The sequence below is a fragment of the Pseudarthrobacter sulfonivorans genome (genome assembly GCF_014712225.1).
GTDB lineage: Bacteria > Actinomycetota > Actinomycetes > Actinomycetales > Micrococcaceae > Arthrobacter > Arthrobacter sulfonivorans.
In genome coordinates this window covers 133,479-152,907 of the sequence record NZ_JACXBW010000006.1, presented here as the reverse complement: position 1 = coordinate 152,907, position 19,429 = coordinate 133,479, and the positions used below count along the sequence as shown (strand labels likewise).

18 protein-coding genes are annotated in these 19,429 nt (G+C 64.6%); 7 read left to right on the top strand and 11 right to left on the bottom strand.

The genetic code is table 11. From position 1 onward, the window contains the following. Positions 1-152: 152 nt before the first annotated feature. The 3 genes from IAQ70_RS09810 to IAQ70_RS09800 all read left to right on the top strand — a co-directional run bounded on the left by IAQ70_RS09810 (position 153) and on the right by IAQ70_RS09800 (position 8,051). Positions 153-4,019: a hydantoinase B/oxoprolinase family protein gene (locus IAQ70_RS09810; protein WP_190989126.1), complete on the top strand. Its 3,867-nt coding sequence runs from the start codon at positions 153-155 to the stop codon at positions 4,017-4,019. 131 nt (positions 4,020-4,150) lie between these two features. After that, the gene (locus IAQ70_RS09805) at positions 4,151-5,515 is read left to right on the top strand and encodes an MFS transporter (protein ID WP_190989125.1); all 1,365 of its coding nucleotides are present in this window, start codon (positions 4,151-4,153) and stop codon (positions 5,513-5,515) included. Between the two features lie 376 nt (positions 5,516-5,891). After that, on the top strand, positions 5,892-8,051 hold the full coding sequence (locus IAQ70_RS09800) for an amylo-alpha-1,6-glucosidase (RefSeq protein ID WP_190989124.1): 2,160 nt from the start codon (positions 5,892-5,894) through the stop codon (positions 8,049-8,051). Between the two features lie 645 nt (positions 8,052-8,696). Here IAQ70_RS09800 and IAQ70_RS09795 read toward each other — a convergent pair. The 3 genes from IAQ70_RS09795 to IAQ70_RS09785 form a co-directional block, all read right to left on the bottom strand. Then, positions 8,697-10,076 carry an MFS transporter gene (locus IAQ70_RS09795; RefSeq protein WP_190989123.1) on the bottom strand — a complete coding sequence of 460 codons (1,380 nt, stop codon included), beginning with the start codon at positions 10,074-10,076 and terminating at the stop codon, positions 8,697-8,699. A gap of 208 nt (positions 10,077-10,284) precedes the next feature. Further along, the gene (locus IAQ70_RS09790) at positions 10,285-10,506 is read right to left on the bottom strand and encodes a recombinase family protein (protein ID WP_223859738.1); all 222 of its coding nucleotides are present in this window, start codon (positions 10,504-10,506) and stop codon (positions 10,285-10,287) included. Positions 10,507-10,881: 375 nt separating this feature from the next. Further along, positions 10,882-11,070, bottom strand: coding sequence for a three-helix bundle dimerization domain-containing protein (locus IAQ70_RS09785; RefSeq protein WP_190989232.1), 189 nt, complete (start codon positions 11,068-11,070; stop codon positions 10,882-10,884). Between the two features lie 274 nt (positions 11,071-11,344). Between IAQ70_RS09785 and IAQ70_RS09780 the strand changes: the two genes are divergently transcribed. Then, positions 11,345-11,605: a hypothetical protein gene (locus tag IAQ70_RS09780; RefSeq protein ID WP_190989121.1), complete on the top strand. Its 261-nt coding sequence runs from the start codon at positions 11,345-11,347 to the stop codon at positions 11,603-11,605. Here the strand turns inward: IAQ70_RS09780 and IAQ70_RS09775 are convergent. The 3 genes from IAQ70_RS09775 to IAQ70_RS09765 form a co-directional block, all read right to left on the bottom strand. Then, positions 11,602-11,784 carry an ANTAR domain-containing protein gene (locus tag IAQ70_RS09775; protein ID WP_317983623.1) on the bottom strand — a complete coding sequence of 61 codons (183 nt, stop codon included), beginning with the start codon at positions 11,782-11,784 and terminating at the stop codon, positions 11,602-11,604. The two genes, IAQ70_RS09780 and IAQ70_RS09775, sit on opposite strands and share 4 nt — an antisense overlap. 256 nt (positions 11,785-12,040) lie before the next feature. After that, positions 12,041-12,268, bottom strand: a complete 228-nt coding sequence (locus IAQ70_RS09770; protein WP_190989120.1) for a DUF2188 domain-containing protein — start codon at positions 12,266-12,268, stop codon at positions 12,041-12,043. Between the two features lie 430 nt (positions 12,269-12,698). Then, positions 12,699-13,538 carry a DNA/RNA non-specific endonuclease gene (locus IAQ70_RS09765; RefSeq protein WP_190989119.1) on the bottom strand — a complete coding sequence of 280 codons (840 nt, stop codon included), beginning with the start codon at positions 13,536-13,538 and terminating at the stop codon, positions 12,699-12,701. Positions 13,539-13,689: 151 nt separating this feature from the next. Between IAQ70_RS09765 and IAQ70_RS09760 the strand changes: the two genes are divergently transcribed. Continuing rightward, positions 13,690-14,367, top strand: coding sequence for an AfsR/SARP family transcriptional regulator (locus IAQ70_RS09760; protein ID WP_190989118.1), 678 nt, complete (start codon positions 13,690-13,692; stop codon positions 14,365-14,367). Positions 14,368-14,387: 20 nt separating this feature from the next. Here the strand turns inward: IAQ70_RS09760 and IAQ70_RS09755 are convergent, their stop codons facing one another. After that, positions 14,388-14,630, bottom strand: a complete 243-nt coding sequence (locus tag IAQ70_RS09755; RefSeq protein ID WP_190989117.1) for a hypothetical protein — start codon at positions 14,628-14,630, stop codon at positions 14,388-14,390. Positions 14,631-15,061: 431 nt separating this feature from the next. Then, on the bottom strand, positions 15,062-15,484 hold the full coding sequence (gene arfB, locus IAQ70_RS09750) for an alternative ribosome rescue aminoacyl-tRNA hydrolase ArfB (RefSeq protein WP_190989116.1): 423 nt from the start codon (positions 15,482-15,484) through the stop codon (positions 15,062-15,064). A gap of 106 nt (positions 15,485-15,590) precedes the next feature. Here arfB and IAQ70_RS09745 point away from each other — a divergent pair, with 106 nt between their 5' ends. Both IAQ70_RS09745 and IAQ70_RS09740 read left to right on the top strand, forming a co-directional pair. Next, positions 15,591-16,346, top strand: a complete 756-nt coding sequence (locus tag IAQ70_RS09745) for a ZIP family metal transporter (RefSeq protein WP_190989115.1) — start codon at positions 15,591-15,593, stop codon at positions 16,344-16,346. 26 nt (positions 16,347-16,372) lie between these two features. After that, positions 16,373-17,032, top strand: coding sequence for a cyclodeaminase/cyclohydrolase family protein (locus IAQ70_RS09740; protein ID WP_190989114.1), 660 nt, complete (start codon positions 16,373-16,375; stop codon positions 17,030-17,032). A gap of 32 nt (positions 17,033-17,064) precedes the next feature. Here the strand turns inward: IAQ70_RS09740 and IAQ70_RS09735 are convergent, their stop codons facing one another. The 3 genes from IAQ70_RS09735 to IAQ70_RS09725 all read right to left on the bottom strand — a co-directional run bounded on the left by IAQ70_RS09735 (position 17,065) and on the right by IAQ70_RS09725 (position 19,399). After that, positions 17,065-17,862, bottom strand: a complete 798-nt coding sequence (locus IAQ70_RS09735) for a phosphatase PAP2 family protein (RefSeq protein ID WP_317983622.1) — start codon at positions 17,860-17,862, stop codon at positions 17,065-17,067. A gap of 132 nt (positions 17,863-17,994) precedes the next feature. After that, positions 17,995-18,696 (bottom strand): SCO1664 family protein, encoded by a 702-nt coding sequence (locus IAQ70_RS09730; RefSeq protein WP_190989112.1) that lies wholly within the window; start codon positions 18,694-18,696, stop codon positions 17,995-17,997. A gap of 31 nt (positions 18,697-18,727) precedes the next feature. Next, complete coding sequence (locus IAQ70_RS09725) at positions 18,728-19,399, bottom strand: MSMEG_4193 family putative phosphomutase (protein WP_190989111.1); 672 nt, start codon at positions 19,397-19,399, stop codon at positions 18,728-18,730. Between the last annotated feature and the right edge of the window lie 30 nt (positions 19,400-19,429).

Below are 19,429 nucleotides of genomic sequence, written 5' to 3'. Positions count from 1 at the left end.
TTGCTTAGTAAGCAACTTTGTGACCCATAACACATAGATTTGCGGTCTAACCCCAGCGGACTCCAACCCGGGGCTGGCCTTATGGCCGAGAGGCCTACGCAGGCTATCCCCTTCAACGCAGTCCTGAGCCTCACTTCCGAAAGGACCCCAGTATGAAGCGCATCGGAGTAGACGTCGGCGGCACCTTCACCGACTTGTATTTTTCGGACGACGCACAGCGCATTGCCGTTGTGGAGAAGGTACCGTCCACCCCGCATGACCCGTCCGAAGCCGTGATCTCCGGCATCAAGAAGCTCTGTGAGAAGGCCGGTGTCTCGCTTGCGGAGATCGACCAGCTGGTGCACGGGACCACGGTGGCTACGAACACCGCGCTGACGCACACCGGTGCGGAGGTCGGGATGATCACCACGGAGGGTTTCCGGGACATCCTGCACATCGCCCGTCACAAGAAGCCGTACAACTTCTCGCTGCAGCAGGAGCTGCCCTGGCAGACCAAGCCGCTGATCAAGCGCAGGCATCGGCTCACGGTCAAGGAGCGCATCACTGCCCCGAACGGTGACGTCCTGGTTGCCCTGAACGAGGACGAGGTCCGTGAGCGCGTCCTCGAGCTGAAGGCGGCCGGCGTCGAGGCCATCGCGGTTTGCCTGCTGCACTCTTACCTGAACCCCGCCCACGAGCAGCGGATCGGGGAGATCGTCGCGGAGGAATTCCCCGAGGCGTACCTGTCCCTGTCCAGCGAAATCGTGCCCCTGTACCGGGAGTATGAGCGGTTCTCCACGACTGCCTTGAATGCCTATGTCGGGCCCCGGGTCTCGCGGTACCTCTACCGCCTGCAGGAGCAGGCCGAAGGCTTGGGTTACAAGCGGGAGATCCTGCTGATGCAGTCCTCCGGCGGCATGGTCCCCATCAAGGAGGCCGCCAAGCGGCCCGTCACCCTGATGATGTCCGGCCCGGTCGGCGGCCTGATCGGCGGAATGTGGGCCGGTCGCCAGTCCGGCTTCGAGAACGTCGTCACCCTGGACATCGGCGGTACCTCGGCGGACATCGGTGTGGCCTACCAGGGTGAACTGCGCATGCGCCACCTGCTGGACACCAAGATCGGCGATCACCAGGCCATGGTCCCCATGGTGGACATCGACACCATCGGTGCCGGCGGCGGCTCCATCGCCTACGTCGACGCCGGCGGGGTGTTCCGTGTCGGCCCCCAGTCGGCCGGCGCCGTCCCCGGCCCGGTCTGCTACGGTCGCGGCGGCACGGAACCGACATCAACTGACGCCCAGGTGCTGCTGGGCCGCATGCGCCCTGACCGCGTCCTGGCAGGCTCAGGAATGGACATGGATCTCGAGGGTGCCCGAAAGGCCATGGAAGGGCTCGCAGAAAAGCTCAACATGTCAGTGGACCAGGCCGCCCTCGGCGCGCTGCAGATCCAGAAGTTCGGCATGACCCAGGCGATCGAACAGAACTCCGTACGCCGCGGCTACGACCCGCGCGACTTCACCCTCGTCGCCGCCGGCGGTGCCGGCGCACTGTTCGCCTGCGAGATCGCCGCTGAACTGGAGGTCCCGAAGGTGCTGATCCCGGCCCACCCCGGCATCATGGCCGCGACCGGCCTGCTGGCCACGGACGAGAAGTACGAGTTCGTCGCCACCAGGCGGTTCACGTTCGCCAGCGCGGACTCCGGCGCCATCCAGGGCTCCTATGAACAGCTCGAGCGCGAGGCCAACGCCCAGCTCGATGCCGAGGACGTGCCGGCCGAACGCCGCAAGCTCGAATGGCTCGCCGACGCCCGCTACGAGGGCCAGGGATACGAGATCCGCTTCACTGCCCCCGCCGGACCGGTCAACCAGGCCTGGCTGGAAAAGGCCGAGGCAGCCTTCCACGACGCCCACTTTGAGGAGTACGGCCACCGCTTCAAGAACGGCACCGTGGAGGTCATCAACATCCGTGTCGAGGCCAGCGCGGTGATGGATGACCTGCCCACGCCGGAAGCGACGAAGTCCGGTTCCCTCAAGGACGCCCTGGTCGAAACCCGCCCGGTGACCTTCGAACAGGATGGCAAGCCGGTCACCCTGGACACCGGCTTCTATGACCGCGACAGGATGGGCGTGGGAACCACCTTCGCCGGCCCTGCCATCATCGAGCAGTACGACTCCACCGTCGTCATTCCGCCGGGATTCTCCGGAACGGTGGACCCGGCCGGCAACCTCGTCGTCGACTGCCCGGCCGCCGCCCAGAGCGCCGAGAAACTGGCCACCCCGATCCTGATGCGCGTGATCGGCGGCGCCCTGAACTCCGCAGCCAAGGAAATGGCTTCGGTGCTGTTCCGGATGGCCTACTCATCGATCATCCGCGAGTCCGAGGACCTCGGTGCAGGCCTGTTCGACAAGGACGGCAATGTGCTGGCCGAGTCCGACTCCACACCAATGTTCATGGGCTCCATGCCCAAGATCGTCAAGGGCGTGATCTCGGTCCTCGGCGACGACATCCACGACGGTGACATCATCCTGCACAACGATCCGTACCTGGGCGCCACGCACTCTCCCGACGTGGCGATCATCGAACCGATCTTCCACGACGGGGAGCTCGTCGGCTTCGCCGGTGCCTCCGGCCAGCTGATCGACAATGGCGGCGCATACTCCGGGCTGATGGTGGACATCCAGGACATCCAGTCCGAGGGCACCATTTTCCGGGCGGTCAAGATCTCCGAGAAGGGGGTCCGTCAGGAATCGCTGATCCGGCACATCCTTAACAACACCCGGACACCCACCTCCAACGAGGGCGATTTCCAGGCCATGATCGCCGCCTGCGAGTTGGCCAAGACCCGCTACACCGCCCTCATCGAGCGCTACGGTTTCGGCGCGGTGCGCGACGCCGGCCAGAGCTGGATCGACTACTCCGAGCGGATGCTGCGCCAGGAGATCGCCAAGATCCCCGACGGCGTCTACGAGACCGAGGTCGGCTACCTGGACGACGACGGCCGTAACTACGGCAAGAAGCTGCCGATCGTCGTGAAGGTGATTGTCGAGGGTGACGAGATCACCTACGACCTGACCGGGTCCTCCGAACAAGTACCCACCGCCTACAACTGCGCCTTCGAGGGCACCACCGTCTCGGCGTTCACGTTCATCACCCGCATGATATTCCTGGACGAGGTCGCTTTCCCGGTGTTCGTGCCCCAGAACGAGGGCATGCTCAAGCCGCTGAAGGTGATCGCCCCGGAAGGCACCATCTTCAACCCGAAGTACCCGGCGGCGACCTTCTCGCGGTTCTCCCAGGTGCAGCGCGCCGTCGACCTGGCCCTGCGGGCCCTCGCCCCCGTTATCCCCGAACGCGTCACGGCCGGCAACTCCGCCCACATCCACTTCATCTCCTACTCCGGTTGGGATGAGAAGCAAGGCGAGTACTGGGTCTACCTCGAGGTCAACGAGGGCGCCTACGGTGGCCGCTCGACCAGCGACGGGCCGGACTCGGTGGACAACCTCATCGCCAATACCCGCAACAACCCGATCGAGGAGCTCGAGTGGCGGTTCCCGATGCGCACCGACCGCTACGAATTGCGTTCCGAGCCGGGGGCGGCCGGCGAGTTCCGCGGCGGCATCGGCATCGTCCGGGAGAACACGTTCCTGACCGACACCGCGATCACCTGTGAGGGTGAACGCCACGAGTCGGACGTTCCGTGGGGCGCCTTCGGCGGCCATGAGGGCCTCAACGGCTCGCTGGTGAAGAACGTCGGCCGGGCGGGGGAGGAGTCCTGGCCGTCCAAGGTCACCGGTCGGCAGCTGCTGGCCGGCGACTCCCTCCAGATCACCGTGCCCAGCGGTGGCGGCTTCGGTGACCCGCACAAGCGGGACCCTTTGAAGGTCCTCGAGGACGTCCTGGACGGCTTCACCACGGCCGAAGCAGCCACCCGCGATTACGGTGTGGTCCTCAAGGAAGTCAACGGCCAACTCACGGTCGACCTGAAGGCCACTGCGGGACGCCGTGAGGTCCTGGTCGCCGAACTCAGCCCCACCAGCTGATCCAGGACCAGCAGTAGTGAGGGGGCGTCTGGAGGCCAGATAGTGAATCTGGCTTCCAGGTCGCCCCCTCGTTCCGTACCCAACACATCCTCATCACACCATCCACCCCTCCCCGTGAATTAGGAACCGCTATGTCCACTGCCCCACTCTTCCGATTCGTCGAGTCAGACGTCACCCCCAAAGACGTCCGACTGGCCACCTGGATATGCTTCTTCGCCTGGACCTTCGCCGTCTACGACTTCGTCCTCTTCGGCAACCTCCTGCCAGTACTGGCCGCAGACCTCGGCTGGAGTGCGGCCCAGTCCACAGGGATCAATACCTGGGTTACCGCCGGCACTGCACTGGTGGCCTTCGCGATCGGCCCGATCGTCGACCGGATCGGCCGCCGCAAGGGGATCCTGATCGCCGTCATCGGCGCCGCCGTCGCCTCCCTGCTCACCGCCACCGTCGGCTGGGTAGTAGGCCTCGCCGCCGGCCTGGGAATCATCTTCCTGATCCTCGTACGTTCTCTGGCCGGCCTCGGCTACGCCGAACAAGCCATCAACGCCGCCTACCTCAACGAGATGTTTGCCCACCAGAGCGATCCCGCCAAGGCCCGCCGTCGGGGTCTCATCTACTCGCTCGTCCAGTCGGGCTGGCCCGTCGGCTCCGTGCTGGCTGCCGGGTCTGTCTACTTGCTGTTCCCCATCGGCGGGTGGGCGCTCTGCTTCGTCGTGGCCGCGATCCCCGCCATCTTCATCGTCATCGCCGGACGTTGGCTCAAGGAGAGCCCCCAGTTCGCCCACCGTCACCAGATCGACAAGATGATCAAGGACGGCCGGGTGGAAGAGGCACAGCAACTCGGTAACAAATACGGAATCGACGTCTCGGAGAAAGCCAGCCCACTCGTCTCCGTCTTCCGTGGGGAATCACTGCGGTCCACCCTGACAATCGGCGGCGCCTTCCTCCTGAACTGGTTCGGCGTCCTTGCATTCGCGATCCTCGGCACGTCGCTGCTTACGGCATCGGACGGCAAGAACGTCGAGTTCGACAACGCGCTGCTGGTCCTCATCATCTCCAATGCCACCGCCTTCGCCGGCTACTTGTTCCACGGCTGGCTGGGCGATCGGATCGGGCGCCGCAGCGCGATCGGCATCGGCTGGATCCTGTGTGCCGTCTCCTTCTTCGCCATGCTTCAGGCACCGAACGGAAACTTCCCGCTCATCATCGGGCTCTACAGCGCCGGACTGTTCTTCCTCATCGGCCCTTTCTCGGCCCTGCTGTTCTTCACCGGCGAAAGCTTCCCCGTCCACACGCGGGCAACGGGCGCCTCCATCATCAACGCCTCAGGCCAAGTCGGGGCGATCCTCGGCGGCCTGCTGATCACCGCCACCCTCGCCGCCGGCGCCGGCTGGATCAACGCCACCCTCTGGTGGGGTGTCATCCCCATCCTGGCCTCCGGACTGCTGATCTTCGCAGCCCGGAACGTGGACCCGAGCAAGGTCCGCACGGACTAACACGCCAGAACCCCGCACCACAAACACCATCCGCCCGGCGGGAACTCCTGGCCCCCAGAGAGTTCCCGCCGGGCGCATCCGCTGGCACTGCGAGGGGCGCGTATTCCTCCAAGGCAACAGGACAGTGGTGCTGCGCTAAATTCGGCACCAGGCGGGCAGCAGTGACGCACGGATCCTGGCTATGCCCACCCGCTCCTCGAGCTAACGTCCCGGCCTGCCAGTACCTCCACCACAGGACTTTTTCGAGGGTCCAAGGCTCCCTCTGGCGTCGGAGTGTGAGCAAGAGTAGCGTCGGTTGCAGAAATTAGAGGCGACGTGCAGCAGCATGCCAAGAGGGGCGAAGGCATGCTGGCGCAAGGTTCTTGAAGGGGCCGGGATGGCTGGGTGGAATGCCGATACGGCCGCCGGCCCGCTGGGGGCCGGGGCAGTTACTTTGGTGGAGGGGTCGTCTTTCTGCATCTCCTTGCCGAACGGGGACATTCATCCCGAACATCCGCACGGTGTTTTCGTCCTCGATACCCGGATCCTGTCCGGCTGGAGGCTGAGCATTAACGGCCAGCCGCTGGAGCCGCTGGCGGCGGAGACGAAGGAGCCGTACCGGGCGCTGTTTGCAGCCCGCGCTCCCCGCCTGGACGGGTATGCGGACAGCCCGCTGATCGTGGAGCGGCTGCGGGAGGTGGGGGCCGGCATCCAAGAGCGGGTCACCGTCCGCAATTACTCCCTGAAGCCGGCCGAATGCGTGATTTCCCTGCGGATTGAGGCCGATTTCGCGGATCTTTTCGAGGTGAAGGAGGCGCGGATCCAGCGCCGCTGGGAGGAAACCCGTCAGCCGGACGGCGACTCGCTGACCATCCGGGCCGTCTGGCAGGAGGTCCGGAAGGACGTCGTGATCCAGGCCCCCGGAGCGGACGTTTCGCCGGAGGGCCTCACGTACCGGGTGTCCGTCCCGCCGCACGGACAGTGGAGCACGACCCTGACCGTAGCGCCCGGCGTCGAGGGAACCAGCCCCGAAGCGTCCTTCGGCCGTTCTGAGGGGGACGGGTTATCTCCCCGGGACCGCCGCCACAGGGACTGGGTGGCGAAGATTCCAGTGTTGCAGATGGGTAACCGGTCGATCGAACGGACGCTGCGGCGCAGCTACGACGATCTGGGCGCCCTCCGCATCGAGGACCCGGAGCATCCGGAGCGGGTCGTGGTTGCTGCCGGTGCGCCCTGGTTCATGACACTCTTCGGCCGGGACTCGCTATGGGCCTCGGAAATGGCACTGCCGGTGGATCCCTCCCTGGCCCTGGGGACGCTGCAGACGCTGGCGGACCACCAAGGTACCGTCGTGGATCCGATGAGCGAGGAGGAGCCGGGCAAGATCCTGCACGAGGTCAGGCTCGATGTCTCCACCGGTCTGGCCTTGGGCGGTAAGTCCGCTTACTACGGCAGCGTTGATGCGACACCGCTGTTCGTGAGCGTGCTCGGCGCAGTGAGCCGTTGGGGATTCGCCAAAGACACCATCGCCGCGCTGCTGCCGCACGCGGACCGTGCCCTGGACTGGATCCGGGACTACGGGGACAAGGACGGCGACGGTTTCGTCGAGTACGAGCGGCTCAACGACCAGGGCCTGATCAACCAAGGTTGGAAGGATTCCTGGGACGGCATAAACTTCGCGGACGGGACCCTGGCGGAACCGCCCATTGCGCTGTGCGAGGTGCAGGCCTATGTCTACGCGGCGTACATGGCACGCGCCTGGATGGCGTACGACGCAGGCGACGCGGCCTTGGCGGACGAGCTTGCCGACCGGGCGGCGCAGTTGAAGAAACGGTTCAACGAACAGTTCTGGATGCCCGAGCACGGGTACTACGCCATCGCCCTGGACCGCGACAAGCGGCCGGTGGACGCGTGCGCTTCCAACATGGGCCACTGCCTCTGGCTGGGCCTCATGGACGAAGACAAGGCCCCGCAGGTGGCTGAACGGCTGATGTCCCCGGAGATGTTCAGTGGCTGGGGTGTGCGGACCCTTGCGACTGACATGGGCGCCTACAACCCGGCGAGCTATCACAACGGCTCCGTCTGGCCCCACGACAATGCGATCATCGCGACCGGCCTGCTGCGCTACGGCTTCGTAGCAGAGGCGCAGCGGATCTCCACCGCCCTGCTGGAAGCGGCCGAATACTCCGGAGGCCGGCTGCCTGAGCTCTTCTGCGGCTTCAGCCGGGACCAGTTCGCGGAGCCCGTGCCCTATCCGACAGCGTGCTCGCCGCAGGCCTGGGCGGCGACCGCACCGATCCTGCTGGTGACGAGCCTGATGCGCTACGACACCCATGTCTCCCGCGGCAGCCTGTGGATGGATCCGGTGCTCCCGGAATCCTATGGGGACCTGCACATCACCAACGCGCCCCTGGCCGGGGGCCGGATCACCATCGACATCGCCAATTCCGTCCCCGCCGTTCAGGGACTGCCCGAAGGAATGGTGTTCCACCGGGGGCACCGGCCGTGGATGACCGAACTCGTGGAACAGGCCAGCCGACACCCGAAGGCTCAATAAGGGCCAGATCCGCAGGCTACCCTCTGGTTGAATTCCTTCGCGGTGCTGCACAGGCCCCGTACGGGCTGGTCACGGGGCGGGACGGTTGTTTCCCTTTGGGTCAGGTCCGTCAGAAGTACGCGAGGCGATAGTACCGCCCGTGCCCAACAGCTGGATGTGTGCCACTGCGCGCTTCCTTTTCGAACGGGACGGTCCGAAGGAGCGGACCGTCTCTGCAGAGAGATGCAAGGCTTGTCCAATGTAATTCACAGCACGCCAACGAAAACAAGGGGCTGCGGCTAGATCCCACCAGCTGACTGTGGACCCGGCGGAGGCACAGATCCCTGAAAGGGGGCCGGGACTTCAGCGTCCAGGCACCCAAAACGGGGAATTATTCACCGGGTTCTATTTTGCAAATTCTTCGATCGGATCGCCTCTGCCCGACCCCGGCCTAGCAAGTGTCATGCACGGAGACGGGGGATTACTGCGACGGTCATCCTCACGAGTGGTCAGCTGTGACTGCAGTGGAGTCCTCGGATATGCCCAGGTCCGAATGGCCGGGCTGAGCCCTGCCAGGCCGATCTCTTGGAAACGATGGAGTGCGGGTGCTGTCCGGACCCACCCGGGTCCGGACAGCGGGCCGCCATTTTTTCTGGCTCTGGGAGGTCAGGCCCCGGGCACCGCCTGTGAGGCCACGGCGGGCGCGGGCTCGGCGGCCACGGGGTCGTCGTGGTAGCGGCGCAGAGGTCGTCCTGCGGTCTCGGGCATGAGGAAGGTGGCCACGAGGAATGATGCGACAGCGATGGCTGCGACGTAGATCGCCGGGGAGAGCGAGTATCCGGTTCCCGCGACAAGCCACGTTGCCAGGAAGGGTGCGGTACCGCCGAATACCGCGTACGTGATGTTGTAACAGGTGCCTGATGCCGCGAAGCGCACGTCGGTCGAGAACATTTCCGACATCAGGACTGAGGTCACCACGTTAGCGGTCACCGCACCGAGTCCTATGAGCAGCTGGCTGACAACGGCGGTTGCGAACGTTCCCTGTTCGGCGATCATGTAAGCCGGAATGGTGAGGATGGCCAGGAGGCCGGCGGCGGTCTGCATGGTGCGGCGGCGCCCTATGCGATCCGAGACACGGCCCATGACGGGGGCCAGCGCCGTTGCAAGGGTCAGCGAGATCAAGCTCGAGAACAGGGCAAGGTGCGGGGGCAGGCCGACCACCTTGATCAGGAAGGTCGACATGTACGTGGAGTAGATATAGAAGGAGAGCGCCGTGAGCATCACGAACCCGCCGAGGCGCAGCATCGCGGGCCACTGGGTGCGGAAGACGACTCCCAAAGACGGGGCGGGCCGGGCGGCGGAATCGTCGATCATCGCTTGGAACTCGGGGGACTCGTGGAGTTTGGCGCGAATGTAGAAGGCGATCAGGCCCATCGGTACTGACAGCAGGAAGAGGATGCGCCAGCCCCAATCCCCCATGGCCTCGGGGGGCAGGATGAAGCTGAGCAGCGCTCCGAGTCCAGCGGCGAGGGCGAATGAGGAGAACGTCGCCGCGGACATGGCGGACGAGTAACGTGCCCTGTGCCTGTCGGGGCTGTGCTCGACGACGTAGATGGTGGCGCCCGCGTATTCGCCGCCGGCGGAAAAGCCTTGTAAACACCGGGCGAGCACCAGCAGGACGGCGGCCCAGATGCCGATCGTCTCGTGGCTTGGGATGAGCCCGATTGCGGCCGTGGATCCGGACATCAGCAGGACGGTCAGCACCAGGATCTTTTTACGTCCAAGGCGGTCGCCCAGGCGTCCGAAAAAGATGCCGCCCAAGGGCCGGAGCGCGAACGCGACAGCAAACACGGCGAACGTCTCGAGCAGACCCGTGACCGGATCCGTGGATGAGAAGAAGGTCGCGGCAATGTGAGTTGCCATATAGCCGTAGATGGCAAAGTCGAACCACTCCACCACGGTCCCGGCAAAAGAGGCCCGCACCACCTTATGCAGGCGCTCCGGGCTCACCTTCTCCAGCGAATTGTCTGCAAGGTCGCGTTCCATGGTGTCTCCATTCAGGGGGTGGCGCCGATTACCGCGTGGTGTGCTTCAGTTCAGCCCAGAAAATTGCGGACAGCAGTCGCACGCATGATTTAGATCACGTTGGTCAGACAACAACATATTTCCTTTATTAGCAACAAGTCAAGGCTTTTGCTTTGACGCTTCCTTTCATACGAGGAGAACTACCGGGCTTCCGCACCTCGCACATGGTCTAGTCAGGCCAAGTTCGTGACGCTGCCGAAGTGGACCCTCGGTGTTCCAGGTCATCGATGAGGGTCGGCAAATTGAAGGTGTTGCGCCCCAGGCGGTCCAGCTGCCAGAGCACGACTTTGTCACCGTCCGGCAGATGCTCAAGCATTTGGTCCAGTTCAGGTCGGCTCGCAGTGCGAAAAATCCGACGCAGGCACTTGGGTTCCGCGGTTGCGGAACCCAAGTGCCTGCGTCGTACGTTTGGGCGAGCGGGCGGCCCCGCTGTGAAGGAGGTTACACGCAGGGGCAAGAGAATCAGCCAGGCTGAGTCCGTAGATCTCCTTGGCCGAGGAGAAACAGAAGGGTCGACCAGCCGGCCCTTCGCCGTTTGAATTCTTCACGGCGAAGCGGCCTCACTCACGCATATCTGCCGGAGAGGTCAAGAACGTCATCACGAAGATGCGAAGGAACCCACCCCACCCTGGTGCGGAGCCTCAACTATGTGTTCCCTGGCGAGAAGGACCGGAACGGCGTGCGCGGCCCAGGGGAAGGCAGCGTCGACCGGCCTGGGTGCTGGCCGACCGGAGTGGTCCCTGTGTTGGCAGACGCCGATGGACGGCTAAGGGTGGGCGAGGCGGAGCTTCGCGGCCCGTTCTACAAGGATAGGGACGTACTCGCGGATGGGACCTTCGTCGAGCGATCCGTGTTCCTCGGCCACGATGTCCTCGATTTCAGAACGTTGTTCATGAGGGAAGCGCTCGGCCAGACGGTCAACGACAGCCATAAGGGCTTCGGGTTCCTGGATCATTGCAAGAGTTTCGGCCCAATAATTAGTACAGTCAAGGGCGTTTACTCTTGGGCCCCGGCGGCCGGCGCCGATGCGGCCTTCACTGCTCCGAAATCTCCAAGAAATCATGCGATAGAAGCTTTCCTGCAACCTGGGGGAAGGCTCCCAGCAACGACATACCCATCCGGTCCGGCGGTGGCTTCGAATCAATCATCAAGGCCTTGATGCCGGGCGTCCTGATGTTCCTGCAGCCGCGGATCGTTAGACGCCACCAACAGAAGGCGCACAGATATGAATGTCCCCGGCTACAGCCGCTTCCTTTCCGAGTCCATCACCCACGATCCGGAGCGCCAGACAGGGCTCCGCGGCGTACATCAGCTGGTGCCTGCTCAACAGCGAAAAACCCGGCTCCAGTGCGGCATTCTGGGCAGCCACGAAACGTCGGGGATACGGTGCGCACCACCGCAGGACCGGCCGGTACATCTGGCCGGGCCTGGCCATGACCGGACCGGCAGCGGTGGACTACATCCTCTCCAACCGCCCCAGCCTCGTTTAGACAGCCCGCCAACTAGGATCCGACGCCAGTGCGGTGACATCGTGGACTTTCTGGTTGCGGTTCTGGGAGGCCTTCACCAGTAAGGCGAAGGCCTCGTCCTGCGTGCAGGCGCTCTCGGTCATGATCATGCCGTCCACGAAGGCCTTAACGTCCCCGGTCCCCGCAGCTGGTGAAGTCACTGAAAGTCCTCGTTCTGCTCCTCAGTTTTCACATGCCGCATTGTAGGAGCGAAAGAACACAGGATCATACGACTTTGAGGCACGCCTAACGTAGGTGTTCGTGTTGAACTCCTCAACGGTCGCCGCAAGCAACCTGGCATCCATCCCGCTAACCGGAAGCAATCCGTGGATGTAGGCGTCGAGCTCGAGCATTCCGGCTCTGCCTCCCGTGCGCCAAGCCCCGGGGTTCCATGCACTGAATCAGCGAAAAGACTTCCTAGCCCGGAACGTTCCGGGGGTCGTTGCCGTGGCTGTCCTTTTCACCGATCCGGCCAGCCTGGTTCTTGATGATGTGCTCCACGCCGTCAGCCTTTGCCGCATCCCGGCCGGCGGCAACCGCCTCATCCTTGGTGCCGTAGCCGGCGCCGAAGGCCCGGGACGTTCCTTCGCGCTTGTTCTTCCATGCGCCGTCTTCGTAGTACGTCTCGATATCACCCTGGGCCATTGAAATCTCCCTCTCTGATGGAACTGCGTCAATATACGAATGGTGCAGACAGCGGAAAACCCCGCAGCACGAGTCACGTTATGCGGGGTCCTCCTAAGCGCTGGCTCCGCATGATGGGGGACATGCGGAGAAGCTGATCCCAACCCTAATAGAAAGCAACCTTACTTTTCAAATGCATGGCCATCGACGACCGGCAGAGGATCCAGACGGGCAGCAGCGATCAAAGTCCCGGGCGGGGGAGCCGCAGCTCTATCCAGAGGACCAGGAGCGCGGGGCTAAAGGCCGGTCAGCTTCTGGAAATCACAGTGAAGGGTGCCGCCCCGTCTCACAGAAGCCGGCAATCCTGGCTCCCGCCGAGGGCACGCGGGACTTGTCCGCGTGCCGTCCAACTATGGGGCCATGTACCGGTTCCGGCCCTGGAACTGAGCGCTCACCACCGGATGTCTCCGACACTGTTGAGCGGTTCCCGGTCCCCGCTGGTTGAGGCTGCCCGGAAGGCGTCAGCGGTGTGCAACGCGTCCGCGAACTGCAGGTGGGTGCGCTCCTCCAGCTCGGCCATGGTGATCTGAAAGGTGCGGAACTCGTCGAGGTCGATCGCTTCCAACGCATTCAGGTTCTGGGTGAGCAGGAATGCATGGCTCTTGAACTGTCCCTGCTCCACGTAGGCGAGGACCTTCCAGTACTCCCGGGGCAGCCGTGTGCCCCGGTACACACGGTCATCATCGTGGAAAACGGGTCCGCCGAACGCGCTCACCTTCAGGTCTTGGACATCAACGTCGGCGAAGACCGCGTCTTCGAGCCGCCCCCACACCCCATCCTTGCTGCTTTGGTTAAAGTCATCCATCTGCGGTGTGATGTTCGTGAAGAAGAACGAGTCCGTGTTTGCCCTCTTCGCCTCGGGTAAGGGCCCCCACAACAAATCTGCCCGGCGGGCAAGATGCCCCCGGTCGAGGCGGTTGGCGTTGTACAACTCGTCACCGTTTTGGAAGTCGGCCGGAATTCTCGGGTCCTTGACGAAAGGGATGCCGCTGCGGTTGATCTTCTTGAGGGTCCCGCCGTCGATGTTCCAGGCGACCCAGCGGGCGAACCGCCTGGACTTGCTGAGCGCCAGGGAGAAGTGTGTGTAAGGGATGATCTCCGAGCCGTCGAGTCGGACGGCGTCATCCAGCAAGGCATCGTTGATGGTTGGCGGGGCGACCGGCTGCCCCAAAAACTCGGCGGAGTAACCCATGGTCCCCGCCGCGGCCTCATTGGATGTGTCAGTTGTCATTGGGTCACCCTAGTTGCACGCCGTTACTGAGGTGTTACAGGTCATAAATCCGACAGAAGGGGGCTGCCATTGACAGCCCGCTCCGGACTGCGGAAAGTGGTTGATACATCTTTCGGGGGTACCCATGGGCAATGGCGACTATGGTTTTGAGTTGAGACTGCTTCAGTCGTGGCAGCTGCGCCGGGACGCCGACGTCTTACATGTCGCAGTGCGGCAACAACGGCTCATCACAGCGCTGGCAATCAACGGGCCCCGGACCAGGAGCTACCTTGTTGGACTGCTCTGGCCGGAGACCCCCGAGTCCAGGGCGCTCGAAAGCCTTCGCGTTGCCCTGCACCTCATTTGCCGGCAGGTTCCCGGCCTGCTGGTCAACAACGGGCCCATGCTGTCCCTCAGCGAAGGTGTTGATGTGGACCTGCACCGGCTCCGGGACCAAATCCGGGAGCTGAGCCGGGCCGGCCTTAATGGAAACGTCTCTTCGTGCCTCCAGCAGCTGCGGAACTCCGAGCTACTCCCGGGCTGGTACGACGATTGGGTGCTCTTTGAACAGAGCAGGTTGCAGCAGGACCGGCTCCATGCGTACCACATCATTGCCCGCGAGTCGCTGGTACGGCGTGATTATGAGTCCGCCCTCGAGGCCGCGGAGGCGGCTTTGGAAGTCGAACCGCTCTACGAAAGCGCCGTTGGCCTCCTCATCGAGGCTGAACGGCAGCGCGGCAACAATGCTGCCGCGCTTCGCGCCTTCTACAAATACGAGACGAAACTGAAAGCGGACATGGGTCTGGTGCCGTCGGGGGCCATGCGGCAACTTGTCTCGGAGATGTCGTGACGGCCAGCCGCCATACGAATTCAGAGATCGCGCGGGGGCGCCGACCGGGCGTTAAGCCACTGGCGGACCAGCCTCAGGACCTCATCCGGATCAGCAGTGGAGATAGTGCGCGGATCTTCGTCCGGTGCTTGGCTGTAGGTCAGCCTGGCGCGGAAGCCCGGCGCCTGGTCCGGCTCGTTCCACGTGCGGATAACCAAGGCAGCCATTGCCGGGTCTGACTCGTTTTCGTCGGCGACTCCTGACGGCGGATCATCCTGTGTCATCGCATTTCACCCTACTCTCATTCGGCGGGTTCCCGTTCAGCGGAAGCCCGCGGAGGCTTCCTCGATCCTGCAGCAAAAGAATCAGCAATCGGCCTAGCTAGGCGAAAGGTTGGCTCAAGATCGCCGAAGCCGTGTCCGTCCCTTCGCGGCGACAGGGGCTGTTTCAGATTGGAACACTGTCCCCGGCGCCACACCCGTCACCCTGAATACAGAGACAGTGGCCTAGATCACAGTCTGACCAATGAGCCTGTTTCAAGGGAGAAACACATGACAAGCAGCACAACATCGCCGCCGGCGATGACGCCCGGAGTGCGGCCACCGCCGCACTCCTCGGCAGCGCGCTCGAGTACTACGACTTCTTCGTCTACGGCGCCGCTTTTGCCGTGGGCTCCGTGGCCCGGCGGAGCAGCCGCAGCGGTGTGAAACCCGCGCTACTCGGCGCTGGGCCGCCGTCGTTGTTGTTTCGTAGCTGACCGCTGTTGCTTGGCGGCGAGGTGCCGGTGTTTGGACCCACGGGTGGGTTTGGTCGGCCGGCGGCGGGGACCTTCCGGCGCAAGGGCCACCCTCACAAGGTCGGCCAGCTTGGCCAGCGCGATCTCGCGGTTGCGCAGCTGGGAACGCTGCTCGGAAGCGGTCACGGTGATCACCCCGGCGATCAGGCGTGGTCCGAGGCGCGTGAGCAGCATCAGCCGCTGGCCTTCCGAGAGCGCCGCCGAATCCCTGACGTTCCACGAGAGCTCCACACGGCTGTCCGTGGTGTTGACGTGCTGGCCGCCCGGGCCCGACGAGCGCGAGAACCGCCAGCCCAGCTCCGTTGCGGGAATGGTGAGCGCGGGCGACACCTCCAGATCCATGCAACCAGCCTTGCACAAAATGCCCTCCGCCAGCCCCACCATCCCGGGTTCGGCGCCGGCGTGAGGCACTGTTAATAGCATTGCCAGCAGTTGAAGGGGAGAAATCATGCCGATGTGGTTCCAGGCGCTCATGTGGGGGACGGTTGCCGGTGGCGCCCTGGTCATTGGCGCCGGTGTCGCCTGGCTGTGGAAGATCCCCTCAAAGCTGGTATCCACCGTGATGGCGTTCGGAGCCGGGGTGTTGATCTCCGCCCTCGCCTTCGAACTGGTCGATGACGCTGTTGAAGGGGGCGGACTGCTGCCGACTGTGGGCGGATTCCTGGCCGGTGCGCTGATTTTTGTCGGCTCCAACGTCCTGCTTTCCCGGGCCGGGGCGAAGCACCGCAAACGGTCCGGTGGGCGGCAGCCGACCGAGCAGGAATCACCCGGCAGCGGCACGGCCATCGCGGTCGGTGCGCTGATAGACGGGATCCCCGAATCGGTGGTCCTCGGCCTTGGCCTGGTGGTGTCCGGGACGGTCAGCCCGGCGATGCTCGCCGCCGTCTTTATTTCAAATGTCCCCGAGGGCCTGTCCAGCACCGCCGGGATGAAGAAAGCGGGCAGGAGTCCGGCCTACGTCTTCGGGACGTGGACCGGCATCGCCGTTTTCTCCGGGCTGGCCTCGCTGCTCGGTTTCACAGCGCTGGAAAACGCCTCCGGTGAAGTTGTCGCGTTCATTACCGCCGTCGCCGCCGGGGGAATCCTGGCCATGCTCGCGGACACCATGATCCCCGAAGCCTTCGAAGAACATCACAACCTGACCGGGTTCACGGCCTCCGTGGGCTTCCTGACCGCCCTTACGATCCACCACGTGGGCGGTTGAGCTCACGAAGCAGGCAGACTGGTGTCATGGATGATGCTGAAGCTGTCACTACTCAACGTTCGACGGTGGCGGATTGGACGCGGGCGTTGGCGGAGTCGAACGGTTCGCCTGGCGGTGGCGCGGGGACGGGAGTCATGCTCGCCATCGCCGCGTCACTGACCTCGATGGTTGCCGGCTACACCGAACCTGGCCCGCACCAGCGTACGGAACTCGCCGCTATCCATGAGCGGGCGCGTTCGCTCCGCGAGGCCGCGCTTCGCCTTGCCGATGATGACGCCTCGGCATCCAAGGCCTTCGGCGCCGCGTTCCGCCTGGAGCATGGACCGGAGCGCGAGGACGCCATCCACCGGGCATCCATCGATGCGGCCAAGGCATCCGCCGTGCTCGGCGATCAGGGCATTGCTGCCATCGGAGATTTGGGCTGGCTTGCGGCCCACGGCAACCCGGCGCTCATAGCGGACATCGTCGTCGCGTTCGGTGCCCTCAGGGCAGCGGTCACCGGGGCGCGCACCAACGTGAGTTTCGATCTCGGCGCACTCACGTCCGCGGGCGCCACCCTCGAAGAGGTCAGGGACCAGCACCCGGCGCTGTGGGAAACCGTCGAGAGGCTCAACGGCGCCCTTGAGCGGATCGACACACTCACCACGCGGATAGATCACCGCGCCGCCCCGACCGACGCCGGGTGAACGGTGGTTTCTTCAGGCGGAGTACAGCGAGGCTACCTGGGGGCGAGTTCGCTTGCAGCCGCACCCGCGCGGCGGGTGCGGGCGGTGAGGTAGAGTCTGTGCGCTGTGATCACCAACGCTAGCCAGGCCGCCCCGAGTGCCCACGCGGCGAGGACGTCTGTGAGCCAGTGGTGGCCCAGATATACCCGGCTCAAACCGATGGTCAAGGCAAAGAGCGCTGCCAGGATCGCTGTGATAATCCTGGCATGCGGCGACTTAAGCCGCAGGATGATCAGGTAGGCAACGATCCCGGCGATGACCACAGAGTTCAAAGAATGACCGCTAGGAAAGGATGCCGAGTACTCGTAAGGCGGAACGGCGTCGACCAGCGGGGGCCGGGTCCTCCCGATGAGCGACTTGCCCGCGATGGTCATGAGCAATGACCCGGCGCCGGCAATGACGATAAGGATCACAGGGGTCCACGACCGGCGTCGGACAGCCAACGTTGCCATGACGGCCAGCGCGAGGAGCGGCATGCCGATGGTTCCGCCAACATCGGTATAAGCCGTCGTGATGATATTCAAGGCGGGGGACCGAAGAGTCTTGGCAGTATCCAGCACCGGATGGTCCAAGCCGGCGACACCGTCGGCTTCGACCACGGCTTCGTAGACCTGCGCGAATACCGCGGTGAGTGTCACAGCCAGTGCCGCCCCAACGGCCAGCGTCAGAATCAGCGCCGCGTGCGGGCCGAGAATACGGCTGGCCCGCCCGACGACGAAGGCCAGGAACTGGCCGAGCCGGGTGTCCCAGCGTGTAAGGTCATTCCCGCCGACGAAGCGGTCGTGTTGCACTTCGCCTTCTACGCCGCCCTGAGGCGCGTGCCTGTCTTCGGGCGCCACGCGTCCTACCTTCCGTTCAGTACTCCCCAAATAATAAGCAACCTTAGCATTCGGTTCGTCATTCTCCGATCGCGGAACCGCCCCTCACACCAGGGGCCACGGGTACCGCATGCCAGTACGGTCCACCGGCAGCACGCCGTCATGCAGTACCCGCCGGACCCGGCGCTGGAGTGCTGCAACTTCGGCGTCGTCGAGGAGTTCGGCCACCTCGGCAGGTACGGCCTCGGCGAGCGGGATGATGTCCTCGAGCAGGGCGCCGGGGATCGGTTCTCCCGCGAAGTCCCAGATGACGGTCCGCAGCTTGAAGGGCGCGGAGAAGCACAGCCCGTGATCGATGCCCCAGATCCGCCCGTCGTCGCCGCGCAGCACGTGCCCGCTCTTCCGGTCCGTGTTGTTGGTGACGTAGTCGAACAGGGCGATCCGGGACAGGGAACGGTGGGTCTCGGGTGCGTCGGCGTACAGGGTGAAGTAGTGCTCACGGAAGTCGCAGTCGACGAACCACTGCAGCGAACCGACGCCCAGCGGGGCGTCCTCGCGGATCACCGTCGCCGGCACCAGCCCCCATGCCAGGTACTCACTGAGCAGGTAGGCCGCGCGTTCCCGGCGGAAGAGCCCGGGCTCGAAATCGGAGAGCGGGCGTTCGCCGGCTTCAGGCTTGTAGACCGCCTGTGCGGAGTCGGCCCCGCTGGAGACCCGGACCAGGAACGTCTCGTTGCTGCTGCGGAGGATACGCCCGAGGAGCTCCACCCGGCCTTCGCTCAGCAGCGTCAGCTCCCTGCCGGGCACCGGCCGCCCCTTTTCGCCGTCGGTCCCGCGTTCACGGCACCCTCAGCCCACTCAGCGGTTCCGCGGTGGAATTCACCATCAGCACCGCCGGTGCCCTGCCCTCCATGCAGGAGATGGCCGACACGGAGCCGGGGCTGATGAGAATCCGCTGGAACAGGTCCAGGTGCGTGCCCAGCGCGTGGGCGAGGGCCGCCTTGATGGGGTCGGCGTGGGAAAAACATACGACGGCGCCCCCCGGGTGGGCGGTGCACAGCGCCTCAAGCGTTCCCACCATGCGGGCCTGCATCTGCACGAAGCTCTCCCCGTCAGGGAAGCGGAACGCCGAGGGGCTGTGCTGGACGGTCTGCCACTGCGGCAGCCCCACCAGTTCCGCGAGCGCGGCGCCCGTCCACTCGCCGAAGTCGCACTCGATGAGGCCGGCGTGTTCGTGCACTTCCAGCCCGCTGCGGGCGGCTGTCGGCGCGGCCGTCTCGCAGGCGCGTTCCAGCGGCGAGGAGTAGAGGCCGTCAATGGGGAGGCCGGCGAGGCGTTCCGCCACGCGTTCCGCCTGATCGCGGCCCCGGTCGGACAGATGCAGGCCGGGGGCCCGGCCAGGCAGCACCATGCCGGTGGTGGGCGTCTCACCGTGCCGCACCAGGAGCAGGAGCGTGCCTGGCGGTTCCGACGCCGGGGCCGATTGTCCCGGGGGAGTGGCTGCAATCATCAGGATCCAGCGTATCGTTCACCGGTCGCC

Coding starts and splice junctions, on each gene's coding strand:
- IAQ70_RS09725 (WP_190989111.1), bottom strand. CDS start 19,399: ATGATTGCAGCCACTCCCCCGGGACAATCGGCCCCGGCGTCGGAACCG.
- IAQ70_RS09755 (WP_190989117.1), bottom strand. CDS start 14,630: ATGACACAGGATGATCCGCCGTCAGGAGTCGCCGACGAAAACGAGTCA.
- IAQ70_RS09810 (WP_190989126.1), top strand. CDS start 153: ATGAAGCGCATCGGAGTAGACGTCGGCGGCACCTTCACCGACTTGTAT.
- IAQ70_RS09785 (WP_190989232.1), bottom strand. CDS start 11,070: ATGATCCAGGAACCCGAAGCCCTTATGGCTGTCGTTGACCGTCTGGCC.
- IAQ70_RS09770 (WP_190989120.1), bottom strand. CDS start 12,268: ATGGCCCAGGGTGATATCGAGACGTACTACGAAGACGGCGCATGGAAG.
- IAQ70_RS09740 (WP_190989114.1), top strand. CDS start 16,373: ATGGATGATGCTGAAGCTGTCACTACTCAACGTTCGACGGTGGCGGAT.
- arfB (WP_190989116.1), bottom strand. CDS start 15,484: ATGGATCTGGAGGTGTCGCCCGCGCTCACCATTCCCGCAACGGAGCTG.
- IAQ70_RS09805 (WP_190989125.1), top strand. CDS start 4,151: ATGTCCACTGCCCCACTCTTCCGATTCGTCGAGTCAGACGTCACCCCC.
- IAQ70_RS09745 (WP_190989115.1), top strand. CDS start 15,591: ATGCCGATGTGGTTCCAGGCGCTCATGTGGGGGACGGTTGCCGGTGGC.
- IAQ70_RS09795 (WP_190989123.1), bottom strand. CDS start 10,076: ATGGAACGCGACCTTGCAGACAATTCGCTGGAGAAGGTGAGCCCGGAG.
- IAQ70_RS09765 (WP_190989119.1), bottom strand. CDS start 13,538: ATGACAACTGACACATCCAATGAGGCCGCGGCGGGGACCATGGGTTAC.
- IAQ70_RS09780 (WP_190989121.1), top strand. CDS start 11,345: ATGTCCCCGGCTACAGCCGCTTCCTTTCCGAGTCCATCACCCACGATC.
- IAQ70_RS09800 (WP_190989124.1), top strand. CDS start 5,892: ATGGCTGGGTGGAATGCCGATACGGCCGCCGGCCCGCTGGGGGCCGGG.